Origin of the sequence: Pseudoduganella buxea, assembly GCF_009720835.1 — a bacterium.
Taxonomy (GTDB): domain Bacteria; phylum Pseudomonadota; class Gammaproteobacteria; order Burkholderiales; family Burkholderiaceae_D; genus Rugamonas; species Rugamonas buxea.
On sequence record NZ_WNKZ01000017.1, the window covers coordinates 26,090 to 38,293 of the forward strand.

General features: G+C 67.8%; 12 protein-coding genes. 1 reads left to right on the forward strand and 11 read right to left on the reverse strand.

Annotation, left to right across the window (positions count from 1 at the left end):
- Nucleotides 1-139: 139 nt before the first annotated feature.
- Genes GM672_RS08500 through GM672_RS08520 form a run of 5 tightly spaced genes read right to left on the reverse strand, consistent with a single transcriptional unit; the run spans nt 140 to nt 4,544 of the window.
- Complete coding sequence (locus GM672_RS08500; protein ID WP_155470134.1) at nt 140-1,489, reverse strand: flavodoxin domain-containing protein; 1,350 nt, start codon at nt 1,487-1,489, stop codon at nt 140-142.
- Nucleotides 1,489-2,514: an FAD:protein FMN transferase gene (locus GM672_RS08505; RefSeq protein ID WP_155470093.1), complete on the reverse strand. Its 1,026-nt coding sequence runs from the start codon at nt 2,512-2,514 to the stop codon at nt 1,489-1,491. The genes GM672_RS08500 and GM672_RS08505 overlap by 1 nt, the downstream gene beginning before the upstream one ends.
- A 2-nt stretch (nt 2,515-2,516) precedes the next feature.
- Complete coding sequence (locus GM672_RS08510) at nt 2,517-3,335, reverse strand: DUF4198 domain-containing protein (protein WP_155470094.1); 819 nt, start codon at nt 3,333-3,335, stop codon at nt 2,517-2,519.
- An 8-nt stretch (nt 3,336-3,343) separates the two neighbouring features.
- Nucleotides 3,344-3,859: a DUF2271 domain-containing protein gene (locus tag GM672_RS08515; RefSeq protein WP_155470095.1), complete on the reverse strand. Its 516-nt coding sequence runs from the start codon at nt 3,857-3,859 to the stop codon at nt 3,344-3,346.
- 22 nt (nt 3,860-3,881) lie between these two features.
- A complete protein-coding gene (locus GM672_RS08520) occupies nt 3,882-4,544 on the reverse strand; it encodes a PepSY-associated TM helix domain-containing protein (RefSeq protein WP_229417628.1) in 663 nt (220 codons plus the stop codon).
- Nucleotides 4,545-4,769: 225 nt separating this feature from the next.
- On the opposite strand from GM672_RS08520, the gene GM672_RS08525 reads away from it, so the two are divergent.
- Nucleotides 4,770-5,267: a pyridoxamine 5'-phosphate oxidase family protein gene (locus GM672_RS08525; protein WP_155470097.1), complete on the forward strand. Its 498-nt coding sequence runs from the start codon at nt 4,770-4,772 to the stop codon at nt 5,265-5,267.
- A gap of 84 nt (nt 5,268-5,351) precedes the next feature.
- Here GM672_RS08525 and GM672_RS08530 read toward each other — a convergent pair whose 3' ends face one another.
- The 6 genes from GM672_RS08530 to GM672_RS08555 all read right to left on the reverse strand — a co-directional run bounded on the left by GM672_RS08530 (nt 5,352) and on the right by GM672_RS08555 (nt 12,085).
- On the reverse strand, nt 5,352-5,585 hold the full coding sequence (locus tag GM672_RS08530; protein WP_155470098.1) for a hypothetical protein: 234 nt from the start codon (nt 5,583-5,585) through the stop codon (nt 5,352-5,354).
- A 27-nt stretch (nt 5,586-5,612) separates the two neighbouring features.
- Nucleotides 5,613-5,951 (reverse strand): KGG domain-containing protein, encoded by a 339-nt coding sequence (locus GM672_RS08535; protein ID WP_155470099.1) that lies wholly within the window; start codon nt 5,949-5,951, stop codon nt 5,613-5,615.
- 189 nt (nt 5,952-6,140) lie between these two features.
- Nucleotides 6,141-6,797: a ligase-associated DNA damage response endonuclease PdeM gene (gene pdeM, locus GM672_RS08540; protein WP_155470100.1), complete on the reverse strand. Its 657-nt coding sequence runs from the start codon at nt 6,795-6,797 to the stop codon at nt 6,141-6,143.
- Entirely contained in the window at nt 6,794-9,274 is a 2,481-nt protein-coding gene (locus tag GM672_RS08545) for a ligase-associated DNA damage response DEXH box helicase (RefSeq protein ID WP_155470101.1), read from the reverse strand. The genes pdeM and GM672_RS08545 overlap by 4 nt, the downstream gene beginning before the upstream one ends.
- Complete coding sequence (locus GM672_RS08550) at nt 9,271-10,914, reverse strand: ATP-dependent DNA ligase (RefSeq protein ID WP_155470102.1); 1,644 nt, start codon at nt 10,912-10,914, stop codon at nt 9,271-9,273. Before GM672_RS08550 ends, GM672_RS08545 begins: the two co-directional genes overlap by 4 nt.
- Nucleotides 10,907-12,085: a ligase-associated DNA damage response exonuclease gene (locus GM672_RS08555; RefSeq protein ID WP_155470103.1), complete on the reverse strand. Its 1,179-nt coding sequence runs from the start codon at nt 12,083-12,085 to the stop codon at nt 10,907-10,909. The genes GM672_RS08550 and GM672_RS08555 overlap by 8 nt, the downstream gene beginning before the upstream one ends.
- Nucleotides 12,086-12,204: the final 119 nt, after the last annotated feature.

Consider the following 12,204-nt stretch of genomic DNA (forward strand, 5'->3'; position numbering starts at 1 on the left):
GGTCGAAGAAATTGTCAACGGATAAATATGTTGCCTGCAAACGGTGTCGTCACCGGTTTTCGAGCAACAAACGCAATAGAGGTAATTCAGTGTCTGATTCACACGCCTGAATCGCGGACTTCAAACCCGGCGGTCACGTTCAGTAGACGTCGCGCCGGTAGCGCCCCTGGGTGGCGAGGGCGTCGACCTGCTCCTTGCCGAGAATGTCGCGCAGGGCCGTGTCGACGCCGCCGGCCATGCCGTCGAGGCTGCCGCAGACGTAGATGGCGGCGTCCTGGCGCATCCATTCGGCCAGCGCGCCGGCCTGCCGACGCAGCACGTCCTGGACGTACAGGCGTTCGGGCTGGTCACGCGAGAAGGCCAGGTCCAGCCGTTCCAGCATGCCGGCGTCGCGCAGCGCGTGCAGCTCGGCGCCGTAGTGCAGGTCGTGGGCGGCGTTGCGTTCGCCGAACAGCAGCCAGTTGCGGCCTTGGCCGACGGCCGCGCGGGCGCGCAGGTGGCCGCGCAGGCCGGCGATGCCGCTGCCGTTGCCGATGAGGATCAGCGGGCGGGCGAAGTTTTCCTCCAGCCGGAAGCGGCGGTGCTGGCGCAGCCGCAGTGCCACCGTGGCACCGACGGCAGCCCCTGCGCACAGCCAGCCCGAGGCGACACCCGGGGAACCGTCGTCGTGCCGGTGCAAGCGCACCAGCAGGTGCACGCGGCCGTCGGCTGGAATCGAGGCGATCGAATACTCGCGCGGATGGTCCGGGTCTGCCGGTGCCGCCACCTGCACCAGGTCGCCCGACTGCCACGCCGGCAGCTCGCCAGTTTCGGGCAACAGCTCGACATGGTAGACGGGCGCGCCCGCGCTGCCCGGGTTGACCAGGTGGCGCGCGGCCAGGCGCCACGGCGCGAATGCCGGCGCGCCCCAGTCCGGCGCATCGCTGGTGCCGGCCAGGTGGCTCAGTTGCTGGCGCCACAGGCCGATGGCGGGCGCTGCGCCGCGGTCGACGTCGATGCGCTCGAACAGGGGCTGGGCGCCCTGCGCTGCCAGCCAGCCGTCCAGCGCGCGGCCGAAGCCGCAGAAGTGGGCATAGCTGCGGTCGCCCAGCGCCAGCACGCCGTAGTGCAGGCGCGGCAGGGGCAGCTGGCGCGCCATCAGCGCGTCGGCAAACGCGGCGGCCGCATCGGGCGCATCGCCTTCGCCATAGGTGCTGGCGATGAACAGGATGCGCTCGGTCTGCTGCAAGGTCTCGGCCGTCAGCGCACCGATCTCGCACAGGCGCACGCCGATGCCGGCCAGGCGCAAGGTGGCGGCGGTCTGCTCGGCCAGTTCCGCGCCGGTGCCCGTCTGACTGGCATGCGCGACGATCCAGCCGTCGCTGCCAGTGGCCTTGGCTGCCGCGCGCTTCTTGCGCTGGCGCAGCCAGGGCAGCAGGCAGGCCAGGCCGTAGGCGGCGAAGCTGGCTGCCGTCAGCGCCAGCCGGGTGGTGTCGCCGGTTACGATCATCATGCGGGATCGCCCTCTTCCAGCATGGCCGTGAAGCGGCTGCTGGCCGTGTCAAGCAAGGTGCCGTCGGCCCGGCGCGCCAGGAAGCGTGCCGCCAGGCCGCGCCGTTCGGCCAGGGCCAGGCCCTGCTCCACGCCCAGCACCGTCAGCGCGGTGGACCAGGCATCGGCCGCCATGCAGCTGGGGTCGACGACGGTGACGGCGGCGACGCCGCTGTCGATGGGCCGGCCGCTGCGCGGGTCGATGGTATGGGGATAGCGGTGGCCACCGTCGGTGAAAAAGCGCCGGTAGTCGCCCGACGTGGCCACGGCCAGGCCGTGCAGCGCGACGACGATGCCGTCGTCCCCGGCGGCCGCATCGGGCGGCTGCTCCAGCGCCACCCACCACGGCTGGCCGTCCGGCTTGACGCCAGCGCCGCGCAGTTCGCCGCCCACGTCCACCAGGTAGTGCGCGACGCCCTGCCCTTCCAGGTATCGGGCCAGCCGATCGACGGCATGGCCCTTGGCGATGGCGGAAAGGTCCAGCTGCACGCCGCCCGGTTGCCAGGCACGCCGCCCTTCGGCGTCCAGGCGCACGTGGCGGCCAGCGCGTTCGGCCAGCGCCCGCGCCACCTGCTCATGGGTGGGGGCGACGAAACCGGGCTGGTTGTAGCGGTTCACGGGGCCGAAGCCCCACAGGTTGACGAGCGCCCCGGCGCACGGATCGCAGGCGCCGCCGGAGGCGTCGCACACGTCCAGCGCGAAGGCCAGTACGTCGAAGAAGGCTTGCGGCAGCACCTGCCAGGTGCCGGCCGCCGCGCGGTTGAAGCGGCCCAGGTCGGAGTCCGCCTCCCAGTGGCTCATCTGCGCCACCACGCCGTCGAGCTGGTCCTGCAGCGCCGCCTGCCAGTGTCCTGCCGGCGCGCCGTCCTCGACCAGCCGCACGGACCAGCTGGTGCCCATGCTGGTGCCGTGGCAGGTGGCGATGCCCGCGCCGGGGGCCGGCGTGGCGGGAGAGATGGCGTGCGGCAGCAGGACCTTGCGCATGCTTACTGCGGCAGCACTTCGACGGTGGCCGCGTACGTCATGCGCAGCGGCGGCATCTGCGGCGGCTGGCCCGGCTGGGCCGGTGCGGCGGCAGGCCAGCTGGCGCTGACCAGGTACATGCCGGCGGCGGGAATGGTAAACGTGATCTCGCCCTTGGCATCCGTGTTCTGACGGATCTCGCCCAGGGTGCCGCGATAACGCACGCCGCCCGGAATCAGGCTGAAGGCCTGGTTTGCGGCCGGTTTGCCGTCCAGCAGGAAGCGCCACGTGGCCTTCTCGCCCGCTCGCATGTCGTTCGGGTGCGTCACCGGCACCAGTTCCAGGCCGCTGCCGGAAGGCTTGAAGATGGCGTTGTCCGGCGTATTGGCCGAAACGAAGGTCTCCAGCCGGCCTTTGGTGCGCGACACCTTCAGTTCCTGGGCGTCGGCAGGCACCTGCTTGGCCATGTCGGACTCCAGGCCCCGCCAGCGCTTCGTCTCGCCGTTGGCCTTCCAGCTGGCGAACACGTTCTGCGACACGAGGGCGATGCGGTAGGTGCCGTTCTTCGTCATCTTGACGTCGAAGGTGCTGCGCAGCTTGCCCGTGCTGGCGTTCTCCAGCGGCACGGTGGCGCCATCCGGGCCCGTCACCGTGATGCCGTCGAGCTTGACGGGCACGTGGTCGATGTCGAACAGGCCTTCGGACACGGCGGCGTCCACCGTGACCCATGCTTCCTTCGCTTCGACCAGGGTCGACGACGGCAGCAGCCACGGCTTGTGTGCGTGGGCGGAGAATGCCGCGCCGGCCAGGGCCAGGGCGATCAGGGTTTTCTGCAATTTCATGGCCATCCTTAAGGTTTGACTTGCACGATCACGTTGCCCAGTTCTTCCTTGCCCTTTGCGGAGAACTCCTGCGCCTTTTTCGGCGGCCAGGTGACGGGAATCTTCACCAGCTCACGTCCACCCGCTTCGCGTGCCGCTTCCACCACCAGCTGATACTGGCCGGCCGGCAGCTGGTTCAGCGCCTCTTTCGCCACGGGGAAGGTCAAGGTGTGCTCGCCCGGCGCGCGGGTGGCGCCGCTGACGCCGTCCAGCGGCAAGGTCAGGTCGCGCCCCGTCTTGCGCCACCACTGGCGCATGTCCTTGACCCACTTGGTGCCGACATTGTCCTTTTTCTTCACGTCGTACAGCACGGCCAGGTTGGCGACCACCTTCTGGTCCGCGTTTTCCATCCACGCGGCGAGGTAGGGCTTGTGGTACTCGGCCACGTTCAGTTGCGGAAGTTCGAATTTCAGGGCCAGGTCGGCCGCCATCGCCGATGCACTGATCAGCGGCAGGCTGAGCGCGATGGAATAGCGTAATTTCATGATGTGCCTGTGGTGGAAAGGTTTAATGGATGAACAGCAATGCGATCACAACGGGAACGAGGATGCCCAGCCCGACCATCGGCCACGTGAAGGGTCGGTTGGTGGCATGGAATTTCAGGATCAGCAGGCCCGTGATGCAGAACACGAGGCACAGGCCGGCGAAGATGTCGATGAACCAGATCCACGCCGTGCCCGTGTTGCGGCCCTTGTGGACGTCGTTCAGCCAGGAGATCCAGCCCCGGTCCGTATTTTCGAATTCGGCCGCACCGTCTTCCAGGCCGATGCGCACCCAGGCGTCGCCGCCTGCCTTGGGCAGCGGCAGGTAGACTTCGTCGACGGACCATTCGGCCTCGCGCCCGCCCGCCTTGACCGACCACGTGGCGCGCAGCCAGTCCTCGGCCGCCGCCGGCAACGGCGCCGTATCGCCGTCGTGCTCACTGGCGAAGGCGGACAGCTGCGCCACCAGCGCGGGCGGCGCCGTCGCCGCCTTGCGCACGACGACGGGCTTGGCCTCGATATCGGAGGCATGGTTCAGGGTGATCCCCGTAATACTGAACAGGAACATGCCGAGCAGGCACAAGGCCGAGCTGATCCAGTGCCATTGGTGCAGCTGACGCAGCCATCCGGCGCGGCTGGCGCGGGCCGGGCCGGCGCTGGCCTGTTGGGGGGTGACGTTCTCGCTCAATTGGATACTTTCCTGGCCCGGCAATAGGTTCATTCTATAGATTCTCTACAAATGATAATGATTATCATTTGCGGAGTCAATCGCCAGAAATGTTGCGATACAAATCTTGTTGTGATTTGTTATCAAACCGGCATCGCTACGAGACACATGTACGCCAGCGTACAGAAGGAGCGGCACTGTCGGCGTATTGTCGTGCTTTGTTCTGGACAAACTAAGGGAGCCATCATGACGATTTTCACCAAGGACGAACTGGACGAGCTGAGTAAACGCATCAAGGACGTCAAGTTCGGCATGTTCACCACCAGCGATGAAGACGGCCAGCTGACGAGCCGGCCGATGACGAGCCAGCAGCTCGATGCCGACGGCGCGATGTGGTTCTTCGTGTCCGACCAGGAGGAATTCACGGGCCACCTGCTGAACAACCCGTCCGTCAATGTCAGCTTCGCCGACGTCGACGACCACCTGTACGTTTCCGTGGCGGGCCGCGCCGAACTGCTGCATGACCGCGCCAAGATGGAAGAGCTGTGGAAGCCGTCCGTCAAGGCCTGGTTCCCCGAAGGACTGGACGACCCGCACCTGGCCCTGATCAAGGTGCAGATCCGTTCGGCCGAGTACTGGGACACGGGCAACAGCAAGATGGTGACCCTGTTCGCGCTGGCCAAATCCGTCATCACGGGCAAGAAGCCGACGGATATCGGCGAGCACAAGCAGCTGGGCCACTAAATAGGCGAGCTGCACCAATAAAAAAATCCGCCGCGGCGGATTTTTTCACACAAAGCAAAAGGGCCCGGCAAGCCGGGCCCAATCTCAAACTCCGGAACTGGACTCGGACCCCGGTGCGCCCCCCTCGGCGCCCGGCGGCTCGCCACCCTGGCGCGAACCGGAGTCCACGCTCTGGCGGTTGCCCGGAATCGGCTTGTCGACTCTTCTGACTTCCGTTTCCGGGAAGTCGACATTACCGATGCCGGGGTGCTCGGTGTCCACGAGCACGAAGTTCTCTTCGCTGTTCTTGTTCTTGCGGGAGGTGTCAGATGGAGTCATGCTTATCTCCTTGACGTCATTCCCTGGTCAGCCCTGGCGATTGTCGCCGCGGGCGTTGGTCTGGTTGGGCTGCGCGCCCTGCTCGCTGCTGGCGCCGCTGGTGCCAGCGCTGCGGGTAGCGCTCTGGCGATTGCCGTTCTTGTGGCTCATGGCCCCGGCACGGCGTGCTTCTTCGGACGTGAATTCGTGCGCGGTGCCCTTGGCATGCGCTGCACGTCCCCCTTCGGAAGCGATCTCGCGCTGACGCTGCGGATCCATCGACGCGAAGCCGCGGTTACGGGTCGCGCTTTGCTTGTTGCCTGGGGTGCTGCCCTGGGCCTCGCCTTGTCGGCTACCTCGATTGTTACCCTGATTCGATGATGCCATGATCAATTCTCCTGAAGTGCTGCATTGGGGGATTTTTGACGTGGAGTGAGGGGGGATTTCCTGTGCCTGTCCGCTTCACCGACCAGCGACGATCATTGTTATGACGAACGGGCAACAGGAGCATTCATGGTAGTGCAAGCACTGAACAGGAAATATAGGACACTTTCAGGTGTCGGTGTAGGACACGGCCTACTGGCTTGCCAAAGGGAAAATGGATTCCTCGACGGCCAGGTACAGCATGTCCCCCGCCGCCGGCACGATCTCGTGACCGCCCGTGAAGGAACCGAAGGACGGCAGGATGGCCCGGCGCGGCCCCACCTGGAAGCATGGCAGGCGCATCGATTCGCGTCCCGAGCGCAACCGGTAGACGGGATGCACGTGGCCGGCCAGCACGTAGCCGTCCACTGCCAGGTCCGGGTGGTGGCAGAAGGCAAACGGTCCCAGCGTGTGAGGTTCGTCCACCATCGCCAGCCCCAGCTGTGCGGACGGGTCGCCGGCATGCTTGTCGTGGTTGCCCCGTACGAGGGTCAACGCCAGGGTCGGATGGCGCGTACGCCAGGCCAGCATGGCCGCCAGGGTCGACGAGGCATGGGCGGCCCGGGCATGCAGGAAATCGCCCAGGAACAGGATGTGGCGGACGTCGTGGACTGCCAGCAGCGCATCGAGCCCGGCCAGGTTTTCCGTCGTCGTGCCGCGCGGGACGGGCACGCCCAGCGCGCGGAACGACGCCGCCTTGCCGAAATGGATATCGGCGATGACGAGCATGCGTTCGCGCGGCCAGTACAAGGCCTTCTGCGCCAGCAGCAGCACTTCCTCGCCAGCCAGCAGCACGGGCACGGCGCTCATGGCCCGGCCGCCTTCTCCAGCTCGCGCAGCACGCGCGCCACCCGGTCCGACAGCTTTTCCGTCGTCAGCTTCTCGCGGAAGCGCTCGACCATCAGCGCGAAGCCGAATGGCGTGGCGCGCTTCGTTTCGTGGTAGCTGACGGCGCGCCCCTGAAGCTCTTCCAAGGTGGCGCGCAGCCGGTTCAGTTCCAGCTCCTGCTCCAGCACTTCGCGCTGGGCCTGCGTCAGCAGCAGGTTGCCGGCGTCGTGCTTGCGAAACACCTCGAAGAACAGCGACGACGACGCCTGCAGCTGCCGGTTGCTTTTCGGCTGGCCCGGGTAGCCCTGGAAGATCAGGCCGGCAATGCGGGCGATTTCGCGGAAGCGCCGCTGCGACATCTCGGTGGCGTTCAGGCTGGCCAGCACGTCCTCCAGCAGGCGTTCGGTGGAAAACAGCGCCACGTCGCGCCCGTGCGGGGCGGCGAAGATGGCCGGCCAGTCGACGTTGTCGGGCGCCAGCAGCTCGAAGCCGTAGTCGTTGACGGCGATCGAGAACGTGATGGGCTGCATGCGCCCGATGCGAAACGCGAACAGCGAGGCCAGGCCGATATGCACGGCCCGGCCCGCGAACGGGTAGACGAACAGGTGGTGACCCTCGCGGCTGTGCAGGCTCTCGATGACGGTGCGCTGCGGCGTGGGCAGTGCCGACCAGCGCGCCTGGATCTCCAGCAGCGGCGCGATGGCCACCATCTCCGGGCCGCTGTAGACGCCTTCGGTGACCAGCCGCATCTGCTCCAGCGCCGCATGCGCCAGCTCGGACGACAGCGGCATCTTGCCGCCCTGCCAGCGCGGCACGGCGCCCTTGGCGCCCGTGGCCCGCTTCACGTAGGCCGTCATTTCATGCACGCGAATGAATTCCAGGATGCGCCCGCCGAACAGGAAGTTGTCGCCCTTGTTCAGCCGCGAGATGAAGCCCTCCTCCACCGTGCCGATGCGGCCGCCGCTCTGGTACTTCACCTGGATCATCGCCTCGGACACGATGGTGCCGATGCCCATGCGGTGGCGCCGGCCCAGCGCCACGTCCGGCACGCGGTAGACGCCCTCCTCGTCCGGCAGCACGCGGCGGTATTCCGGGTAGACCGTCAGGCTCTGGCCGCCGCGGGCGACGAAGTCCAGCGCCCACTGCCACTCCTGTTCCGTCAGGTTGCGGTAGGACCAGGCCAGCCGCACTTCGTCGAACAGGTCTTCCGAGCGGAAGCCCCCGCCCAGCGCCACCGTCACCAGGTGCTGCACCAGCACGTCCAGCGGCTTTTCCGGCACGGTGCGGGCCTCGATATCGCGGTCCTTGACGGCCTGGATGGCGCCGGCCGCCTCCAGCAGTTCCAGGCTGTGCGTGGGCACCAGGGTCACGCGCGAGGCCCGACCGGGCGCATGGCCGGAGCGGCCGGCCCGTTGCAGCAGCCGCGCCACGCCCTTGGCGCTGCCGATCTGCAGCACCCGTTCGACGGGGAGGAAGTCGACCCCCAGGTCCAGGCTGGACGTGCACACGACGGCTTTCAGTTCGCCCTTCTTCAGGCCCAGCTCGACCCAGTCGCGCACGGCCTTGTCGAGCGAGCCGTGGTGCAGGGCGATGATGCCGGCCCAGTCGGGCCGCGCCTCCAGCATGTTCTGGTACCACAGCTCGGCCTGCGAACGGGTATTGCAGAACACCAGGGTGGTGGCATTGCCTTCGATCTCGTCGACCACTGCCGGCAGCATCTGGATGCCCAGGTGGCCGGCCCACGGGAAGCGCGACGGGTTGGCGGGAATCAGGGTATCGACCGACAGGTCCTTGCGGATGCTGCCTTCCACCGTCACGCCTTCCAGGCCTGGGCCCAGCAGCACTTCCTTGGCGCGGGCCAGGTTGCCCAGGGTGGCCGACAGGCCCCACACCACCAGCGCGCCGTTGCCCGCGTCAAAGCTGAAGCGTCGCAGCCGCGCCAGCGCAAGCTGCGTCTGCACGCCCCGCTTGTTCCCCATCAGCTCATGCCACTCGTCGATGATGACCATGTCGAGCATGGCGAACTGCGTGACGGCGTCCGCCTTCGACAGCATCAGGGTCAGGCTTTCCGGCGTCGTGATCAGGGCGTCCGGCAAATGCCTGGCCTGGCGCGCGCGGGCCGCGGACGACGTGTCGCCCGTGCGCGCGTCGATGACCCAGCCGGGCATCAGCTCCGCGCTGGATTCCTGCAGCGCGCGCAGCGTATCGGCCGCCAGCGCCCGCATCGGCGTGATCCACAGCACGCGCAGGCCGCGCTTGCGCGCAGGCCTGGCGCACATGGCCCGCTGCAACGCGGCGAACCACACGGCGAAGGTCTTGCCGGAACCGGTGGTGGCATGCAGCAGGCCCGATTCGCCGGCGGCGGCCGCCTGCCACACGGCGCGCTGGAACGGGAACACCTTCCAGCCCCGTTTGGCGAACCAGCCCGCCACCTCGCCCGCCGCCTCGCGCCGGTTCATGCGACCAGGCTGGCCTGCGCCAGCAGCCCTTTCAGTGCGTCCAGCGTGTCGGCATCCTCGACGCTCTTGTCCTCGCGCCGGCGCAGGATGCGGGGGAAGCGCACGGCGATGCCGGACTTGTGGCGGGGCGAAGCGGCGATGCCCTCGAAGCCGATCTCGAACACCATCGTGGGCTTGACGCTGCGCACGGGGCCGAACTTCTCGATGGTGGTGCGGCGCACGGCATTGTCGACCTGGGCGATCTCGGCATCCGTCAGGCCCGAATACGCTTTCGCGAACGGCACCAGCTGGCGCTTGCCGTCGCCGTCGCTGTCCCACACGGCGAAGGTGTAGTCCGTGTACAGCGAAGCGCGCCGGCCGCTGCCGGCCTGGGCGTAGATCAGCACCGCATCGACGCTGTACGGATCGATCTTCCACTTCCACCATGTGCCGACGTCCTTGGTGCGGCCCACGCCATACTGGGCCGCACTGGCCTTGATCATCATGCCTTCCACACCACGGGCGCGCGACTCGGCGCGGATCGTCGCCAGCTCTTCCCAGCTGGCCGCCTTGACCAGCGGCGAGATGCGCAATGCGGGCAGCGCCACGCGCTCGACCAGCTGCTCGAGCAGGGTGCGGCGCTCGCACTGGGGCAGCTTGCGCAAGTCGACGCCATCGAGTTCCAGCAGGTCATACGCCACCAGCGCGGCCGGCAGCTCGCCCAGCAGCTTGGCCGACAAGGTCTTGCGGCCGATACGCTTCTGCAGGTCGGCGAACGGCGCCGGCATCTCGCTGCCCGGTTGCCAGATCAGGAGCTCGCCGTCGACGACGGTGCCGTCCGGCAGGCGGATCGCGGCCACCTCGGGGAAGCGTTCCGTGATCAGGTCCTCGCCGCGCGACCACAGCCAGTTGGCGCCGCCCCGCGCCACCAGCTGTGCGCGCATGCCGTCGTACTTCCACTCCACCTGCCAGTCTTCCAGCGCGCCCAGGGTTTCTGGCGCGGCCTGCAACTGGTGGGCCAGGAAGAAGGGGTAAGGCTGGCCGCCCCGCATCGCGTGTTCCTGGTCCGACTGCTCGGCGATCAGTTGCAGGAAGCCTTGCGCGGTGGGGCTGACGCTGCCGTCCGTCCAGCCCATCAGCCGCTGGGCGATCAGCTTCGAATCCACCGCCGCGATGACGGACAACGCGCGTGTGACGAGGAGCTTGGAGACGCCGACGCGAAAACCGCCGCCGATCAGTTTGACGAGCAGGAAGCGCTCGCGCGTTTCCAGTTCGTCCCAGTAGCTGAACAGGGCCTGGCGGATGGTCTCGGGCGCGGCCCCGCGCAGGGGTGCGATGCGCTGCTCGATCCACGTGGCCAGGCCGATGTCGCTTTGCGTCTTCGGCGCCGGCAGGATGTGGGCAATCGTCTCGGCCAGGTCGCCGACGGCGTGGTAGCACTCGTCGAACAGCCATTCGTCCAGCCCCGCGTATTCGGTGGCGTACTGGCGCAGCAGCTTGACCGGCACGGCCTGGCGTGGCTTGCCGCCGGCCAGGAAGTAGACGGCCCACGCGGCATTTTCCGGCGAGGCGCTGGCGAAGTATGCCTTCAGCGCCTCGAGCTTGCGGTTGGTGGCCGTGGTCTCGTCGAGATCGGCGTACAGGCGCGCGAATTCACGCATCGGATTCCTCCTCGCCGGCCCGGTCGACCCGGCGGCGCGCTTCGGCCGTGCCGGCGGCGCGCGCGGCGTCGGCCTTTTCCTTCACGGCCCAGCGCTTGGCGACGGGATCGGGTTCTTCCGCAGCCGCCTCGACGACTTCCTGCGCGACGACGCCTTCGGCCGCCGCCCCTGCCTCGGCCGCGTTCTCCGCTTCGTCGTCGCCGTATTCCGTGTCGAAGCCTTTCGCATCCAGGCCGTTCTGGCACAGCCAGCGCACCATCGTGGGAATCGAGCCGTGCGTGACGATGACCCGCTCGGCCTCGGTGGCCTTGATGGCGGCCATCAGGCCGGGCCAGTCGGCATGGTCGGACAGCACGAAGCCCCGGTCCACGCCACGGCGACGGCGTGCGCCGCGCAGCAGCATCCAGCCGCTGGCGAAGGCGTCGCTGAAGTCGCCGAAGCGCTTGACCCACGTGGAGCCGCCGGCCGACGGCGGCGCGATGATGATGCTGCGCTTGATGTCGGCCTTGTCGACGTCCGTCACCATCCGCGTTTCGGGCAGGGGCACGCCGGCAGCCCGGTAGACGCGATTGAGCGGCTCGACGGAGCCGTGGCAGATGATGGGGCCGATGCTGGCGTCCAGCCCGGACAGGATGCGCTGGGCCTTGCCGAAGGAGTAGCACAGCATCAGGCTGGCACGGCCCTCGGCCACGTTCTTGCGCCACCAGGCGTTGATGTCGTCGAAGGTCTGCTGCTGCGGCTCCCACCGGTAGATCGGCAGGCCGAAGGTCGATTCCGTGATGAAGGCATGACAGCGCACGGGCTCGAACGGCGCGCACGTGGCGTCGCCCTCGACCTTGTAGTCGCCCGACGCGACCCACACTTCGCCGCCGCATTCCATCCGCACCTGGCTCGACCCCAGCACGTGGCCGGCCGGGTGCAGCGAGATGCGCACGCCGTTATGCTCCACCACTTCGCCGTAGGCCAGGCCCTGCACGGTGATATCGCCCAGGCGCGACTTCAGGATGCCCACGCCCGGCTCGGCCGCCAGGTAGTGGCCGTGGCCGACGCGGGCATGGTCGCCATGGCCGTGCGTGATGACGGCACGCTCCACCGGCCGCCACGGATCGATATAAAACTGGCCCGGCACGCAGTACAGGCCCTCCTTGCGAACAACGACCATATCGGACATCACGGCTCCCCAAGTGCTTTGAGCCATTGTAGCCAAAGGCCCCCGCCCGATATGTCCGCTACCGTACGGTGCGCGGGTCAAGCGCCGTCGGACTGTACGACACCCCGGCACGGGCGCGC